Genomic DNA, 16,762 nt, shown 5'->3' on the forward strand with positions numbered 1-16,762 from the left:
CGTGCCCACAAAAAACCCGCGCCATGCGGGTTTTTTTATAGGCTTCCCCCTCTCAGCGAAGAAACGGCAGCACTTTCTCCAGCAATAATTCCGGTTGTTCTTCAGCAAGATAATGCCCGCACGGCAACGCCTCGCCCTGAACGTCTTCCGCCACCTTTGCCCATTCCTCCAGCGGCGTAAAACAGGTGCCGACAATGCCCTTTTCGCCCCACAGGATCAACAGCGGACACCGCACTTTGCGAGATGCATTCACGTCAGTCTGATCGTGTTGCAGGTCAACAGCAGCGGAAGCCCGGTAATCCTCGCAAATCCCGCGTGCCGTTCCATCAAGTTGCAGACAACGCAAATAATCTGCGTAAGCTTCGTCGGTGAAAGGTTGCATACCGGCGCTGCGGCTGCCCATTACGCTGCGCAGGTAAAGATCAGGATCAGCCTTGATCAGTGTTTCCGGTAGCGGTGCCGGGCGGATGAGGAAAAACCAGTGCCAGTAAGCGCGCGCAAAAGCTTCACTGGTTTGCTGATACATGGAAAGCGTCGGCGCAATGTCCATCAGCACCATCCGTTTCACTGCCTGCGGGTGATCAAGCGCCAGCCGGTGCGCCACGCGGGCACCCCGGTCATGCGCGATCACACTGAACTGGCTGAAACCGAGCGCGGCCATCAGTTCGAGCTGATCCTGCGCCATTTCGCGCTTGCTGTACCGCAGGTGATCCGCGTCCGGCTCGGGTTTACCGCTGTCACCGTAACCGCGTAAATCGGCAAGCACCACGGTGAACTGAGAAGTGAGGTAGGGTGCGACTTTATGCCAGATCGCCTGCGTCTGCGGGTGTCCGTGCAGCAATAACAGCGGCTCGCCCTGCCCGGCAATCCGGTAAGCAATCTCCGTTCCGCTGACCACCATCCGGCCTTGGGTAAAATGTTCAAACATGGGTTTTCTCCTTTTTTACCCATCTTAGTCGCTCGCCGGTTGGCAACAAGGCCACAAGTGAAGATCGCTGATTCACGATCTGTGTTTTGACTCATCACACTCAGGCCGTTGCCCGATAAGCGTGAAGTTGCGACGCTGGCATTATCCGTTACGTTTATCAGGGCAATGAAATGAAGCCAAAAACGCTGTATGAAAAACACATCGACAGCCACAGCGTTCGTACGCTGGATGACAAGGGCCACGTGTTGCTTTACATCGACCGGCAGGTGATTAACGAGTACACCAGCCCACAGGCGTTTAGCGGTTTGCGTGAAGCCAGCCGTCGCGTATGGCGGCCGGAAACCTCACTGGCGGTGGTCGATCACGTCAACCCGACGGCACCGCTACGCACCCGTCAGATGCCGGATGCCGGTGGCGCGCGTCAGGTGTCATATCTGGCTGAGAACTGCGCCGAATTTGGCATTGAGTTGTTCGATATTCTCGATAAACGCCAGGGGATCGAACATGTTGTTGCACCGGAACAGGGCTTTATCCTGCCCGGTATGGTCATTGCCGCCGGAGACAGCCACACCACCACATACGGCGCATTAGGGGCGTTTGGTTTTGGTATCGGCACCTCGGAAATTGAACATCTTCTGGCGACGCAAACACTGGTGTATAAGCGCCTGAAAACCATGCGGGTTACCGTCAGTGGCACACTGGCGACGGGTATCACGGCCAAAGACCTGGTGATGGCGCTGGTGGCAAAAATCGGGGCGGCGGGCGCGACCGGCTATGCCATCGAATTCTGCGGACCGGGTATCGACATGCTGAGCGTTGAAGGTCGTATGACCATTTGTAATATGGCCGTGGAAGCCGGTGCGCGTGGCGCGTTCATGGCACCCGACGATAAAGTGTTTGCCTATCTGCAAGACAAACCCCGCGCGCCAAAAGGCCAGCAGTGGCGGGATGCCGTGGAGGTCTGGCGCGAATTACGCAGTGATCCGGATGCCGTTTTTGATCGTGAAGTGACACTGTGTGCGGAAGAGATCGCGCCGATGGTCAGCTGGGGGACCAGCCCCGATCAGGCACTGGCGATAAACGGTCAGGTGCCTGATCCGCAAGCCGAACCGGATGCCTCACGCCGCCAGGATCTGCAACGTGCACTCCGCTATATGGGATTGCGTGCCGGTCAGTCGCTTAACAGCATTCCTGTCAGCCACGCGTTTATCGGCTCCTGCACCAACGCGCGTATTGAAGATTTACGGGCAGCGGCAGACGTCGTGCGCGGTAAAAGCGTCGCCGCCACAGTGCGGGCGATAATTGTTCCGGGGTCCAGTCAGGTTCGGGCACAGGCTGAGCAGGAAGGTCTGGCGGAGATATTTATCCAGGCCGGTTTCGAATGGCGACAATCGGGTTGCTCAATGTGTCTGGCAATGAATGACGACGTGCTGTCGCCCGGCGACCGCTGTGCATCCAGCACCAACCGTAATTTTGAAGGCCGTCAGGGTGCGGGCGCACGCACCCATCTGATGAGCCCGGCGATGGTTGCGGCAGCGGCTATTTGTGGCCATCTGACCGATGTCCGTGACCTGTAAGGAGTCATCATGGAAGCATTTACTACACTGACCGGTATTGCCGCGCCGTTGCCTGCGGCGAATGTGGACACCGATGTGATCATGCCAAAACAGTTTCTCAAAGGCATCGACCGCAACGGTTTAGATCGCGGGGTGTTTTTCGATCTGCGTTTTCTGGCGGACGGCTCGCCCGATCCGGCGTTTATCCTCAATCAGCCCCAATGGCAAGGGACGAAATTCCTGCTGGTCGGTCCGAATTTTGGCTGCGGTTCCAGCCGTGAACATGCGGTATGGGGGCTGAAACAGCTCGGTATACGGGCGCTGATCGGCACCACGTTCGCGGGAATTTTCTTCGATAACTGTCAGCGCAACGGCGTGCTTACAGTGCAACTGGATCCCGCGCAGTGGATGCAAATGGCGCAGGCGGTGATCCATGGCGATAAAAATGAAATGACTGTCGATTTATCCGCGCAAAAAATTATCCTGCAAAATGGTGAACGGATTGATTTTGCTATCGATGAACTGAGTAAGATTGCGCTACTTAACGGGCTGGATGCCATCGGTACAACACTGCAATTTCGCGATGAAATCAGTCAGTTTCAGCAGGCGCATTTGCAGCGCAATCCGTGGCTGGCGTAATAAGCGTCAGCCCGGTAACTGGCTGAATCGCTGTTGCAGAAACTCAACACAGACCCGCAATTTTGCCGAATCCGCCAGCCGCGTGGGATAAACTGCCCAGACGCTGGCGGGTTGGGAATATTGCGGCAGCACCCGCACCAGTTCACCACGGGAAAGATAAGGCTGAACATCCCACTGTGAACGCAAAATAATGCCATGGTGTTTCAGCGCCCACTGTAATACCACTTCGCCACTGTTCGACGAGAGCGCCCCTTTCACCCTGACGCGGTGTTCCTTGCCTTCTCCCGTAAGTGACCAGATGCCAAAAGGATTGTCGCGCTCTTTGATCACCAGACACAGATGCTGCGCCAGTGCCTGCGGTGAGTCAGGCGTGCCGTGAGCAGCCAGATATTCCTTTGATGCGCAGAGGATCCGCTGGTGCTGCGCCAGTTTTTTGCCGATGTACTGCTCAGGTACGTCATCGCCGACCAGTATTTCCAGATCAATACCTTCCGCGACCAGATCCACCACGCGGTCGAAAAGATCAAGGCGCAGATTGAGTTGCGGATAACGTGCCGCCAGTTCCGCTATCGCCGGAGCCACATGGCAACGCCCGAAACCAAACGAGCTGCAAATATGCACGTTGCCACGCACCTCACTGCGCGAATCTGACAGGTCACCAATGAACTGATCAAAGGTATCGAGAATTTGTAACGCCCATCGCTGCGTGCGCTCGCCGTCTTCTGTCAGCCGCACACCCTTTGTTGACCTGTGCAGCAAACGACAGTTGAGCGACTCTTCGAGGATCTGAATACGCTTGCTGACATACGCCGGTGACTGCCCCAGTTCGATAGCGGCAGCGGCAAAACTTTGCTTATTCACTACCGCCAGGAAGACCTGTAAGTCTTCAGCCAGCGGCAAACGCTCACGTTCGCTGCTCATGATTAACGTCCGTAAACCGGCTGGTTAAGCTTGTCAGCCTTGTGCACATCACTGCTTTTCACCCCGGCACCGGACAGTTTTTCTTCCGCTTCCTCAATGTCTTCATTGTCGATTTCCAATGATTCCTGATCGATACCCTGAGAAGGCGTCAGCGCCAGTTCCACCAGGATCGGGAAGTGATCTGAACCCATAAAATCAAGACGTTTCAGATCAATCAGGGTGAAATCTCTGCTGTGGAAAACGTGATCCAGCGGCCAGCGCAGGAACGGATAACTGGCATGGAAGGTGTTGTACATGCCACGACCGCGGCGCGGATCCAGCAGGCCGCTGATTTTCATGAACAGCCGCGTGGTGCGCGACCAGGCCACGTCATTCAGGTCGCCGGTGACAATGGTCGGGTAACGCGCTTTCGCTGCCGTGTGTCCGACAGCAACCAGTTCCCCGTCACGGCTGGTGGATTCATCCGCTTCTGTCGGGCTGGGCGGCATCGGGTGCAGACAGTGCAAAATCACCTGCTCGCCGGACGGCAGTTCAGCGCGAAAATGCATAGAAGGAATATCATCAGCCACCAGATACTGAATCTTCGCCGCCTGCATCGGCAGGCGCGAATACACATGCATACCGTACAGATTTTCCAGCGGACAGCGCAGGCTGTGCGGATAATCGGCATCCAGTTCTGCCATCTGATCTTCCCACCACTGATCGGTTTCCAGCAGCACCAGAATATCCGGCTGGTATTGCCGGATCTGCGCCAGTAACTTTTCCGGCTTACGGTTGGTCATCAGCACGTTGCTGTTCATGATTTTGATGCGCGAATGACCGTTGGGCACCGTTTTCTTCACCTGTTTCCGGTACAGACGGGTATAAGGCAAAATCCACCAACTCTGATACGCCATGCAGGCAACGGTCAGGATGATCACCGTGGTGGTGATCGCATCACCGAACGGCATGATCGCCAGTTCAGTCAGCAGAAAAAACAGGCACAGCGAGGCCATCTGTAAACGCGGAAAATCCCAGACACGTACCCACCAGCGCTGATTGCGCGACACAGGAAGAAGCGTCAGCAGGGTCATAATGACCGTCAGTACGCAAATGGTTATTCGTAATGCTTGCATCGGTTATCGGCTCTGATAAAAAAGCAAAAATAATACCCTCAATATGACGGGTATTTTGTTGTTAACCGATTGTGACTGAAAAAGAGGGATATGTCGCCGCCTTCTCCCATCATCAGAAAAAGGCGGCAGATTCAGCAAAGATTATTTTGTGGCGGCGGCCTGATCAGGCACATGGCACCAGTTGTGCTGCTCGACAATCCCGCCATTTGGCGAGGTGTAACCGATACAGCCCAGAATAGTGTCATACAGTTTTTCGTGGAACGCCGGCGTCTTCGCCGCTGCCATTTTTTGCAGTTGTTGGAAACTGGCCTTGTTCTGATCGTTCGCCAGGAATTTGTCCGACGCCCAGACCATGATCGGCACCGTACGCTGTTCGATCGGCGCATGATCACGCGGTGTACCGTGGAAATGCATGCTTTTCGAAATCGACTCACCGTGATCGGAGGCGTAGAACACGATCGCATTCTTATCGCGTAACTGGTCAAAGACCTGCGACAGGAAGTAATCGGTATACAGCAGTGAATTATCGTAAGCGTTAATCATTTCCCCGGTGGAACAGGAATCATCGATGCCCATACATTCCGGCTTATATTTAGCGAAAGAACGCGGATAACGGTCGGAATACAGATAATGAGAACCCTTGGTATGCAAGATAATCAGATGCTTACCTTTAGGATGGTTATTCATCGAGTCTTTCATTTCATCGATGAGCAGCATGTCATCCACCGGCTTACCGGCGTTGCGTTTTTCGGACGCGATGTTTTCACGCAGTGAATAATCATCCGCACGGGTTTTGTTATAGAACCAGGCCTCACTCTGCATGGAATATAACTCTGAACTCCAGCCATTACTTTTCAGCACGGAAAAGACATTCATTTCTTTCAGCGTACGCTGTGGCTCTTCAGATGCCCCGCCTTCGCGGACAAACATACAACGCAGGGAAAGCTTGGTGGCGGTATCACAGGAATAGCCCTGCAGGGCGACCAGATTTTTCTCTTTGTCGAGATTTGGCGTGTTGTCACGGTCGTAGCCGTACAGCCCCATATGGTCGCGGCGGGCACTCTCGCCGATCACAAACACCACGTACATATCTTTGGCATCTGCCGGTGCGGTATACGTGAAATGTTTAGCCGGATCGTACAGATTTTTGGTGTCTTCCGCCTGGCTGTAACTGCTGTAAGTATACAAACCCAGCGCCGAAAGCCAGTTTGACGGTGAATACGTGCCGGCAACCACACCGCCATAACTCGCCATCATGCGGTTGTTTACGATGTCGTGGCGATCCTGCACCTTGCCCATCAGTTGCAGCGGCATGTAACAAAGCAGGCCGGAGGCCGCGAGCAGCAGGGTTCTGACCGCCAGTTTTTTAAACGTCGTTTGTTTGAGAGCCGCACCCGGCATTTTGCTCAGCCACAGCAACAGCACCGGCAACAAACTCACCAGCACGGTCCAGGCGAGGAAATGTGTTCCGATAGATTCTTTCGATAAATCAATGGAATCAGATGCCAGCGCTGCCGCTAAAATTCCGTAACCGATATCAACGTTAAACAGAATCATGTAGTAACTGGCGGCGGCGGAGGAAATCACGATAGCGGTCATCAGGACACGGAAAACGGTTTTTCCGGTATACGACAGCAACATACAAAGGAAATAGACCAGGGCAAAACAGGCAACCATTTCAACAGCAATCGACAAGGCATTGTCATAATGCAGTTGCTGATAACGACGGATGAAAATCGGAAGGTTTAGCAGAAGCCCCAGGTAAAGTGCAACGAACAAAGAAATGCTCTGTTGCGAAAGTGTACGAATTTTATGCATTGGCAATAACTGGCTCTTTTGTGAGTCTGGCTGCGTTGTACTAACCGCTCATACCGGAGGTTGGAACCCACTCCTTAGGACATATAGACTCCGGGCTGAGCATTTTCGTTCAAACTGAATGGTGACTTCCAATGTGATAATGTAACAAAATTAACGAATCCTTTTTATTTCAATTACATGAAAAAGAAATATTCCGGCTTTTTTTACGCAATTTTTCCCTTTCATTGAGAAACTATTGAGAAAGCTTGCGGTCGGATGCGGGAAAATAAAGGGTAAAACACGTTTCTCCCTGCGCGGAACTGGTTACGCTGACACTTCCCTGATGCAGGGCCATAATGGCCTGAACAATCGACAACCCAAGGCCGCTGGAACTGCCGCCTTCACTACGTGAAGCATCCGCGCGATAGAAGCGGTCGAAAAGTTTTCCGAGTTTTTCCGGCGGAACAGGCTCACCCTGACTGATCACCCGGATATTCATGCCTTTTGCATGGGGTTCAGCGCGCAGCACGATGGCACTTCCCTCGCGGCCATAACGCACCGCATTAGCGACCAGATTACTCAGCGCACGCTGGAAAAGGATCGCATCCGCATGCAAGGTTCCCTCACCTTGCCCGTGAAGCGTCATTTCACGCTCTTCGGCCAGCCCTTCGAAATATTCCTGGATACGGGTAATTTCAGATGAAACATCAATACTGGTGATGGTCAGAACCGAGCGCGCATCGGAAGCGCGCGCCAGGAACAGAATGTTTTCCACCATACGTGAAATGCGTTCCAGCTCTTCTATATTGTTCGCCAGCAGTGTTTCGTATTCTTCCACTGTCCGGGGCTGATATAACGCCACCTGACAATGCCCCATCAGCGCGCCCACCGGGGTGCGGATTTCATGCGCCAGATCGGCTGAAAATTGCGTCAGCCGCTGATACCCCTCGGCGAGCCGGTCCAGCATGTCATTGAAAGAATAAATTAATTGCTGCAATTCCTGCGGCGCATTTTCCGAAGACAAACGCGTAGACAGACTGGCCGGATGGATCTGCGCCGCTTCATACGCCATATTGCGCAGCGGCCGCAATCCGCGGCGGATCACCAGATAACCCAGTGCGGCAATCAGCAAATAAGCGAATAACACCGCGCCAATAATTTCCCAGCGGAAAGTCTGCAACAGACGCGACTCCTCGGTCATGAAATGCGCGCCGGTGATTTCAACTGTCCGCCCGTCCTGAATCTGTACCGCCGCACGGGCAAAACGTACCGGCGTACCATCGGGGGCGGTGAGATGATGCACCGTATTCAGCGTCAGCGGCTGGCCGTCAGGCACCGCCGCTACCGGGGGCAATGCCAGCCGCGACGGATTGACGTTGATCAATAGCTTCTCACCGGACAGGCGAAACGTCAGGATATCGCGCTCGTTGCCGAGCATATTTTCAAACAGGCCGGGATTACGGCTGAGTTGCGACAGCGGGAATTCGTTGGCAAGCAGATGACGGAAATACTGCACACGCCCGCTGACCTGGTAATCCGCGCGGCGTACCAGTTCTTTATCCATCGAGTAATAGAGGTAGAAACCGACGGCGCTGACCACCATCGAGGCGATCAGCGCGAAAAGTAAGGTGGCGCGAAGCGTCAGCGACATGGCGCGTTTCGGGAGGTGAGTCAATTGACGATCACTCATGTCGCACTTCGCACACGTAACCAATGCCACGCACGGTATGGATCAGTTTCACCTCAAAGCTGCGGTCAACTTTGGCACGCAGACGCTTAATGGCGACATCCACTACATTGGTATCACTGTCGAAATTCATATCCCAGACCTGCGAGGCGATCATGGTTCGCGACAGAACCTCACCCTCGCGGCGCATCAGCAACTGCAGCAACATGAATTCCTTATTGGTCAGTGCGATGGTCTGATCCTGGCGGGTCACGCGGCGGCGCAGCACATCAAGATTCAGATCCGCCACCGAATACGCATCCGGCTCACGGGCGGCCGGGCGGCGCAGCAAGGTGCGGATACGCAACACCAGTTCGGTGAAGGAGAACGGTTTGATGAGATAGTCGTCAGCCCCCAGCTCCAGCCCGTGAATGCGATCCTGTACTTCATCGCGGGCGGTGAGAAACAGCACCGGCACGTCGCTTTTTTTGCGCAGGACTTCCATCACCTGCCAGCCGTTCAGCCCCGGCAGCATGACGTCGAGGATCACCGCGTCGTACCCCTCTTCCAGCGCCAGAAACAGGCCGTCGGCACCGTTGCGTGCCAGATCTACGCTGTAACCTGCTTCTGTCAGCCCTTTTTTCAGGTAATCGCCTGTACTGACATCGTCTTCAATCACCAGTATTCGCATTCAGGCCCTCAGCGCCGCATGACCATTCACCTAAAGAATGATTCACCCGAAAGTTTATCAGTTTCGTCAGACACCTTTGATGACAATTTTGTCATCAATTTGTCATCAGCCAATACCGGTTTATCGTCCACTCTTAAGAAAGTTATTCATCACTGGCAGGTTCAGTGATTCATCTAACAGAATGAAAAAACGCTGGAAAATGGAGAATTAATCATGAATGCACCAACACGTCTCGCTGGTCTGTTACTGGGTTCCCTGCTGATGTGCAGCGGGATGACATCGGCATTTGCCGCCGATAATGTGATTAAACCTACACGCGGAACCATTGATTCAGTTAATGACTCATCGGTACAAATCACCACACGTCAGGGCGAAAAACTCGACGTTAAGCTGACCGACCAGACCAAGATCAATGCCGTCACCAAAGGGCAGATCAGCGATATCAAAGCGGACAGCTTCATCGGGACGGCCGCCGTTCCGCAGGCTAATGGCACGCTGAAAGCACTGGAAGTGCACGTATTCGCACCCAGCCTGCGCGGCAGCGGTGAAGGCTTCAATCCGTTTGAATCCGCCGATGGCAAAATCAATACCATGACCAACGGCACCGTCGGCAAGCTGGTGAACAGCAATGGCCGCACCCTGACAGTGAAATATCACGATGCCGAGAAAACGGTCATTGTGCCTGATGATGTACCGGTTGTTCTGCTGGCGCCGGGCGACCGCAGCCTGCTGAAACCGGGCACTAAAATCGTATTGTTTGCCATGAAAGATGACAAAGGTGCGCTGGTTGCCCGTGGTATTGCTGCCGGTAAAGACGGCATCGCGCCACCGATGTAATCCGGCCGAACAACAGGAGATTAAGCGTGAAACCTCAGCTCTCATCACCCCGGAAGCTCCGGATTCATTCCTGGCCGGTTCGCATTTGTCATTGGATCAATCTGCTGGCAATGATCGGCATGGTGATGAGCGGCTGGGGGATTTATAACGCCGACCCGCTTTTCGCTTTCACTTTCCCGCAGAACACCACCCTCGGCGGCTGGCTGGGTGGCAATATTGCCTGGCATCTGGCGGTAATGTGGCTGCTGGCGGGCAATGCCCTGCTCTATCTGCTGTGGGGCATTTTTAGCGGTCATTTCAGACGCGACTTTTTCCCCTTTTCGCCCCATACGGTCTGGCGCGATACCGTTCGCGCACTGACATTCAAACTCCCGCACAAACTGGGTCAGTACAACGCGGTGCAAAAACTGATGTACAGCGGTGTTCTGTTGCTGGGCGCGCTGCTGGTGCTGTCGGGTTTGTCGATCTGGAAACCCGCGCAGTTCAGCGGTCTGGTCTGGTTGTTTGGCGGTTTTGATATCGCCCGTTATGTGCATTTCTTTGCGATGAGCGGCGTACTGCTGTTCGTCATTATTCACGTACTGATGGTTCTGCTGGTGCCAAAAACCTTCGTGGCGATGCTGACCGGCGGCAAAAAAATTAACACGGAGGACCGAGCCGATGAGTGATAAAACACAGCGGCCAAAAATTATTCTTGAACCCGATCAGCGCAAACAACTGGTTAATATTCAACGCCGTATGTTATTGCGCTCCGGCCTTACGCTGGGCGCGGTTTCGATGCTTACCGGCTGTAATCTGCAGGACGGCGATCAGGTCGATAAAGTGCTGTGGGCGATGTCCCGCTGGAACGACCGGGTACAAAGCTGGCTGTTCCGCGGCCAGAAACTGGCGCAAACCTATCGCGCCGATCAAATCACCACGCCGTTTCGTTTCAATGCGTATTACCCCGAATACAACGTGCCGGAAATCGACATCCCCAATTACCGGCTGGAAGTCTCCGGTTTGGTGCAAAAGAAAGCGCCGTGGACACTGGAACAATTGCAGCGCCTGCCGCAGGAAAGCCAGATCACCCGGCTGATATGCATTGAGGGCTGGAGCGCCATCGGCCAGTGGAAAGGCGTACCGCTGAAAACGTTTCTGCAACACGTCGGCGCGGATCTGACAGCCAAATATGTCGGATTCAAATGTGACGACCGCTATTATTCCAGTATTGATATGGCGACGGCACTGCATCCGCAAACCATTCTGGCTCTGGATTTTGGCGGCAAACCCTTACCCCCCGATTTTGGTTACCCGTTACGCCTGCGGATGCCAACCAAACTCGGCTTTAAAAACGCCAAACATATTGGCGCGATTTTCGTCACCAATGAATATCCCGGCGGCTACTGGGAAGATCAGGGTTATAACTGGTTCAGCGGGATCTGACAGGCATAAAAAAACCGCTCAGCTGAGCGGTTTTTGTTTTCGCGGGAGGGTAACGGCAAAGCGTTACGCTGCGGCGAAGAATTAGAAGCTGTAACCCACGCCTGCGATCCAGGTACCAACATCAACACTGCGGATGCGGGACTGTTCGTAAGACACGTCCAGAGCAACGTTCTGGATTGGGTTGAACTGCAGACCAGCACCGTAAGAGAAACCGTAATCGCTGGTGTCATTTTTTTCACGGTTAGCAGTAGATGCTGCCGCTTCGTTGTACTGGAATTTGCCGTAGCCAACACCCACAACACCGTAGATGGAAACCCAGTCAGCCAGACGGTAAGCAGGACCCGCAGTCAGACCGTAGTATTGTGCTTTACGGTAGTCGCCAGATGCAGGAGAGCTGTCATCTTCGATGTAAGTGAAAGAACCGATAGCGCCCAGTGGGTTGCTATCTTGTTCCCAGCGGTATTTTAAGTTGAAGCCGTTTGCTTTGTTAGCAACGCCTTGTGCGTCACCCTGAGCGTAGCCAGCAGTTACGGTGCTGGTGTCAGCGAAAGCGCTTGAAGAAACGCCCAGTGCAACTACGCAAGCTAATGCGGAAAGACATGCAATTTTTTTCATAAACCACCTCAAAAAGAGAAACCAAAGTAACCTTCACGTTTGAAAATATAACAAAAACTAGTGTGAAACTCTGCCTCAATTAAGATGTCCAAAGCATCATATGGTGTAACAGGAAGTTTCCAGCACACGCTATCTATTTAATTTTATTGGGATTTTAGTCACACAAACTATAAGGTAAACTTATTGAACTTTTTGGGATTAGCAGATAATTCCTAAAAATTTGCTCAAAAAACAAACTATTTTAGGAAGTTTTTTAACAAACACGTTCCGAAAAAAACTTTTTCGTGAGGATTTTTTCTCGCCACTTTTCCCTCTACACTGACAGCGCTTTACCTTTCTTTTCAAAACTATAAATCTGAAGTTTCCGGATTCATGGGATCACCTCAAAAGGCGCAATGGATGACACAGTCAGGACAAAATCAGCCGCAGGATCCGCAGATCGCTCTGCAGGCAGCGACACATAACAACAGCCCGCCCGTCCCTGCGTTACCGAAAAAAACCTCACCGCTGGTGGCGATTCTGTTGCTACTGATCGCCATGTTGTCATTACAAGGCGGCGCGTCGCTGGCAAAAACGCTTTTCCCGGTGGTCGGCCCGCAGGGTGTCACGGCTCTGCGTCTTGGTATCGGCTCTATTCTGTTGCTGCTCTATTTTCGTCCGTGGCGCCTGAAAATGCGCGGCGGTAATTTGCGTGCACTGATGATGTATGGCCTGGCGCTGGGCTGCATGAACTATTCGTTTTATCTGGCCCTGCGTACCGTGCCGCTGGGCATTGCCGTTGCACTGGAATTTACCGGCCCGCTGGCGGTCGCGATGTTCTCCTCACGACGTCCGGTGGATTTCATCTGGGTCGTGCTGGCCGTAATCGGGTTACTGTTCCTGTTGCCCCTCGGGCAAAGCGCTGGCGGTGTTGACCTCAAAGGTGCGTGCTTTGCGCTGATCGCCGGTGGCTGCTGGGCGGTTTATATCCTCGCCGGACAACGTGCTGGCAGCAGTTACGGACCGGGCACCGCCGCGATGGGGTCACTGATTGCGGCGTTAATCTTCTTCCCGATTGGCGCAATCCAGGCACACACCTCTATTTTTAGCTGGGATATTTTACCGCTCGGCTTGCTGATCGCCCTGCTCACTTCCGCCATTCCTTATTCACTGGAAATGATGGCGCTGACCAAACTGCCAGCCAAAACCTTCGGTACGCTGATGAGCATGGAACCGGCGATGGCCGCACTTTCCGGCATTATCTTCCTCGGTGAATTCCTGACCGCGACGCAGTGGATCGGGCTGGCGGCGATTATCGCGGCTTCCGCCGGTTCAACACTTACCCTGCAGCGCAAAACCAAAATCGAGACGGTGGATATTGCCGGAAATACCCCTTCCGGGAAGTAATTGCACCGCATCGCATAAAAAAGCCACGTCATCCCGATGTGGCTTTTTCTTTTCTATCAGCAGGTTGAAAATTATTTTCATTTATTTCATTTTTCCTGCATCCAAAAGCAGAGGGTCATTCGTATGTATAGATGTGAGGCAAGACCTCACCTCCTAACTGACGAAGGACACCATCATGAAAACATTACTCCGTACCGCAATCTGTGCTTCTCTGCTGCTCAGCACCGCGTCAATGGCTGCAATGATGTCTCAAAGCACCACCATGGTCGGTGGCGCTGAAATGTATCCGTCCAAAAATATCGTAGAAAATGCCCTGAATTCGAAAGACCACACCACGCTGGTGGCGGCGGTAAAAGCAGCAGGACTGGTGGATACGCTGCAGGGCAAAGGCCCGTTCACCGTCTTTGCACCAACCAACGCCGCGTTTGCCAAATTACCGGCGGGTACCGTGGATAATCTGGTGAAACCAGAAAACAAAGCCACCCTGACCAGCATCCTCACGTATCACGTGGTGGCCGGTAAATATGAAATGAAAGATTTGGAAAAACTGCTGAAAAAAGGCAACGGCACGGCGGAACTGAAAACCGTTAACGGCCAGCCACTGTGGATCCTGAACAACGGACCTCACAATATTCAGCTCAAAGATGGCAAGGGGAATATCGCCAACATCAGTACTTATGACGTCCAGCAGAAGAACGGTGTGATCGACGTCATTGATACCGTCCTGATGCCAAAATAATACCGGCTATACTGAGGGCATGATTTCTCTTATGAAACAGCACCTCAGTAAGTCAGGACGCGCGAATGCATGACAATTTTTTCGTTAAGCCAACACCAGAGAATGCGCCGGAAGTACAGCGCGAACTGATGAGCGCCATGGCCGTTGGCGATCGTCAGGCATTTGAGCAGTTATATCGTCTGACGTCCCCCAGGCTATTCGCCGTCGCATTACGCATGTTGCGGCGACATGCCTGGGCAGAAGAAGTGTTGCACGACAGCTATATCACCGCGTGGAACCGGGCTGCCTCGTATAATCCGGCGCTCAGTTCCCCGATGACCTGGCTTACCCATATTGTCCGCAACCGCGCTATCGACTGGATGCGCGGGAGCGATAACCAGTTAGATGAACTGGACGAGACAATGCATGACGGAGATGCCAGCGACTATGATGACCCCTTGCAACGGCTGCAACAGGACAGTGACGCCAAAATTCTGGCCACCTGCCTCGCACATCTGCCCGCCGAACAAAGACAAAGCCTGATCCTTGCCTATTATCAGGGCCTGTCACACGGTGAGGTCTCATCGCATCTTCAACAACCTCTGGGGACGATCAAAAGCTGGATACGTCGCGCCCTGGATCACTTAAAGAGCTGCGTAGGACTATGAAAAGCAGAAGCCATTATCATGCCGCCCTGGCGGCTGAATATGCGCTCGGCACCTTGCGCGGCGCGGCCCGGATTCAGTTTGAGCAAAAAATGCAGGAAGACCCTGAACTGGCGGCCGAAGTGGCACGCTGGCAGGAAGCTTTCACGCAACTGGATAATCAGATAACCCCGGTCATCCCACCTGCATCGGTGTGGAAACGCATTCAGCATAACCTTGCGCTGCAACCGGCCAGACATCCGGTTCAGGCGAAACGACCGGTGCGGGCTTATATGGGCTGGGCGCTGGCCGCCGGGCTTGCCGCATTGTTGCTGATCCCCCGCCTGCTGGTTCAGCCAGAAGCGCCAATGCCGGTGGCGATACTGGCCAGCAGCGCCGGTACGCAAAGCGGACAGTGGGTGGTCAGCGCGGACAGAAGCACCCGCAGCCTGTTGCTGACGCCGATCAATGCGCAGAATATCGCCGCAGATCGCAGCCTTGAACTGTGGGCCATTCCGCCGGGAGGCAAGCCGCATTCCCTCGGCTTGCTGAATACGCAACAACCAACGCAACTGGCGCTGGCAGCGAAAATGCCGGATGCAGGTTTTACGCTGGCAATAAGCCTCGAGCCTCACGGCGGTTCGCCGACCGGGCAACCGACGGGTGCCGTTTTGTATAGCGGGGCGATGGCGCTTTAAAGGACAGCAGACAGTGATTAACGGCGGGTATTATCCCGCCGTTATATTTCAATATTAAATACGGCAAACTGTTATGCCGACTGGTCATATTCCATACCAGAACAAAGCCCCGGTAAAAATATATCCGCACACTGTCACTTACATTTAAAAATATCTTTCCCCACGTAATGAAAATAATTATCAGTCTTAGTTTATTTTAGCAGATTAATAGAAGTGGAAGTTCAGGATGAATCCTATCCACCTTATAAATCAGCATGATAAGCTGGAAGTGAAATCACAGCAGAGCTTATAAGACACACGCTATCAGAACGATAGGAATGTACGCCCTGCAAATTTTCAATTTATTGCTATACTGAATGCAGTTACGAAATACATTAGTAGCAATTAATTTTAATGAAACAAGGAGATATGTATATGAGTACCGCTAAACTGGTCAAAACGAAATCTTCTGAGCTTATCTACACACGCAATGATTTAGATGAAAGCGTCAAACTCAATACTATCAAGGTGCTGAACCGTCTGGTGACTGAATACATCGATCTGTCGCTGATCACCAAACAAGCTCACTGGAACATGCGTGGCGCAAACTTTATTGCCGTACACGAAATGCTTGATGGTTTCCGTACCGCGATTATTGACCATCAGGACACCATCGCAGAACGTGTGGTGCAGTTAGGTGGTGTGGCACTGGGTACCGTGCAGGTTGTTAACGATAAAACCCCGCTGAAAAGTTACCCGACCAACATCCATACCGTGCAGGAACATCTGAAAGCCCTTGCGGAACGTTATGGTGTTGTCGCGAACGATACCCGTAAGGCTATCGGCGAAGTGGAAGATGAAGACACCGCAGATATTTTCACCGCTGCATCGCGCGACCTGGATAAATTCCTGTGGTTCATCGAATCAAATATTGAGTAACAATGTGCTCTGACCGCGGGATCATACGACGGTAAAATGAGCGATTAACAAGAAAAGGCCGGTGACGAAAGTCACTGGCCTTTTCATTTTCGATAACAAATACCTGTATCCTCTTCTGGCGAATTGCACTTAAAACCCCTCTTACCCTGTAACTTTACATCTACATTTAATAATCCCGCTGATAAATAGTTACATTTTCAACTACATT

Annotated in this window: 17 protein-coding genes; 10 read left to right on the top strand and 7 right to left on the bottom strand. The window is 52.9% G+C overall.

Annotation, left to right across the window (positions count from 1 at the left end; all coding sequences use genetic code 11):
• Positions 1-52: 52 nt before the first annotated feature.
• Positions 53-928 (bottom strand): alpha/beta fold hydrolase, encoded by an 876-nt coding sequence (locus AACU55_RS21845; protein WP_112151165.1) that lies wholly within the window; start codon positions 926-928, stop codon positions 53-55.
• 170 nt (positions 929-1,098) lie between these two features.
• On the opposite strand from AACU55_RS21845, the gene leuC reads away from it, so the two are divergent.
• Positions 1,099-2,505, top strand: a complete 1,407-nt coding sequence (leuC, locus tag AACU55_RS21850) for a 3-isopropylmalate dehydratase large subunit (RefSeq protein ID WP_134706106.1) — start codon at positions 1,099-1,101, stop codon at positions 2,503-2,505.
• A gap of 9 nt (positions 2,506-2,514) precedes the next feature.
• Complete coding sequence (gene leuD, locus AACU55_RS21855; RefSeq protein WP_037036104.1) at positions 2,515-3,123, top strand: 3-isopropylmalate dehydratase small subunit; 609 nt, start codon at positions 2,515-2,517, stop codon at positions 3,121-3,123.
• Between the two features lie 6 nt (positions 3,124-3,129).
• Here the strand turns inward: leuD and AACU55_RS21860 are convergent, their stop codons facing one another.
• The 5 genes from AACU55_RS21860 to AACU55_RS21880 all read right to left on the bottom strand — a co-directional run bounded on the left by AACU55_RS21860 (position 3,130) and on the right by AACU55_RS21880 (position 9,313).
• Positions 3,130-4,044, bottom strand: a complete 915-nt coding sequence (locus tag AACU55_RS21860; protein ID WP_134706107.1) for a LysR substrate-binding domain-containing protein — start codon at positions 4,042-4,044, stop codon at positions 3,130-3,132.
• Between the two features lie 2 nt (positions 4,045-4,046).
• Positions 4,047-5,159: an endonuclease/exonuclease/phosphatase family protein gene (locus AACU55_RS21865; protein ID WP_134706108.1), complete on the bottom strand. Its 1,113-nt coding sequence runs from the start codon at positions 5,157-5,159 to the stop codon at positions 4,047-4,049.
• A 141-nt stretch (positions 5,160-5,300) separates the two neighbouring features.
• On the bottom strand, positions 5,301-6,977 hold the full coding sequence (gene eptB, locus AACU55_RS21870; RefSeq protein ID WP_134706109.1) for a kdo(2)-lipid A phosphoethanolamine 7''-transferase: 1,677 nt from the start codon (positions 6,975-6,977) through the stop codon (positions 5,301-5,303).
• A gap of 232 nt (positions 6,978-7,209) precedes the next feature.
• On the bottom strand, positions 7,210-8,646 hold the full coding sequence (locus AACU55_RS21875) for a heavy metal sensor histidine kinase (protein ID WP_134706110.1): 1,437 nt from the start codon (positions 8,644-8,646) through the stop codon (positions 7,210-7,212).
• Positions 8,639-9,313, bottom strand: coding sequence for a heavy metal response regulator transcription factor (locus AACU55_RS21880; protein ID WP_013574706.1), 675 nt, complete (start codon positions 9,311-9,313; stop codon positions 8,639-8,641). The genes AACU55_RS21875 and AACU55_RS21880 overlap by 8 nt, the downstream gene beginning before the upstream one ends.
• Before the next feature lie 213 nt (positions 9,314-9,526).
• Between AACU55_RS21880 and AACU55_RS21885 the strand changes: the two genes are divergently transcribed.
• Genes AACU55_RS21885 through AACU55_RS21895 form a run of 3 tightly spaced genes read left to right on the top strand, consistent with a single transcriptional unit; the run spans position 9,527 to position 11,575 of the window.
• The gene (locus AACU55_RS21885) at positions 9,527-10,150 is read left to right on the top strand and encodes a hypothetical protein (RefSeq protein ID WP_112198490.1); all 624 of its coding nucleotides are present in this window, start codon (positions 9,527-9,529) and stop codon (positions 10,148-10,150) included.
• A 26-nt stretch (positions 10,151-10,176) separates the two neighbouring features.
• Positions 10,177-10,818, top strand: a complete 642-nt coding sequence (locus tag AACU55_RS21890; RefSeq protein WP_134706111.1) for a cytochrome b/b6 domain-containing protein — start codon at positions 10,177-10,179, stop codon at positions 10,816-10,818.
• On the top strand, positions 10,811-11,575 hold the full coding sequence (locus AACU55_RS21895; RefSeq protein WP_134706112.1) for a molybdopterin-dependent oxidoreductase: 765 nt from the start codon (positions 10,811-10,813) through the stop codon (positions 11,573-11,575). The genes AACU55_RS21890 and AACU55_RS21895 overlap by 8 nt, the downstream gene beginning before the upstream one ends.
• Before the next feature lie 81 nt (positions 11,576-11,656).
• Here the strand turns inward: AACU55_RS21895 and ompX are convergent, their stop codons facing one another.
• On the bottom strand, positions 11,657-12,190 hold the full coding sequence (gene ompX / locus AACU55_RS21900) for an outer membrane protein OmpX (protein WP_013574702.1): 534 nt from the start codon (positions 12,188-12,190) through the stop codon (positions 11,657-11,659).
• 399 nt (positions 12,191-12,589) lie between these two features.
• Between ompX and rhtA the strand changes: the two genes are divergently transcribed.
• From rhtA to dps, 5 genes are all read left to right on the top strand, one after another.
• Positions 12,590-13,576 carry a threonine/homoserine exporter RhtA gene (gene rhtA / locus AACU55_RS21905; protein WP_013574701.1) on the top strand — a complete coding sequence of 329 codons (987 nt, stop codon included), beginning with the start codon at positions 12,590-12,592 and terminating at the stop codon, positions 13,574-13,576.
• A 175-nt stretch (positions 13,577-13,751) separates the two neighbouring features.
• Entirely contained in the window at positions 13,752-14,315 is a 564-nt protein-coding gene (locus tag AACU55_RS21910; protein WP_013574699.1) for a fasciclin domain-containing protein, read from the top strand.
• Between the two features lie 65 nt (positions 14,316-14,380).
• Positions 14,381-14,962, top strand: coding sequence for a sigma-70 family RNA polymerase sigma factor (locus AACU55_RS21915; RefSeq protein WP_013574698.1), 582 nt, complete (start codon positions 14,381-14,383; stop codon positions 14,960-14,962).
• Positions 14,959-15,636, top strand: a complete 678-nt coding sequence (locus AACU55_RS21920; protein WP_134706113.1) for an anti-sigma factor — start codon at positions 14,959-14,961, stop codon at positions 15,634-15,636. Before AACU55_RS21915 ends, AACU55_RS21920 begins: the two co-directional genes overlap by 4 nt.
• Before the next feature lie 414 nt (positions 15,637-16,050).
• The gene (dps, locus tag AACU55_RS21925; protein ID WP_015689551.1) at positions 16,051-16,554 is read left to right on the top strand and encodes a DNA starvation/stationary phase protection protein Dps; all 504 of its coding nucleotides are present in this window, start codon (positions 16,051-16,053) and stop codon (positions 16,552-16,554) included.
• Positions 16,555-16,762: the final 208 nt, after the last annotated feature.

Origin of the sequence: Rahnella sp. CJA17(1/100), assembly GCF_963881615.1 — a bacterium.
GTDB lineage: Bacteria > Pseudomonadota > Gammaproteobacteria > Enterobacterales > Enterobacteriaceae > Rahnella > Rahnella aceris.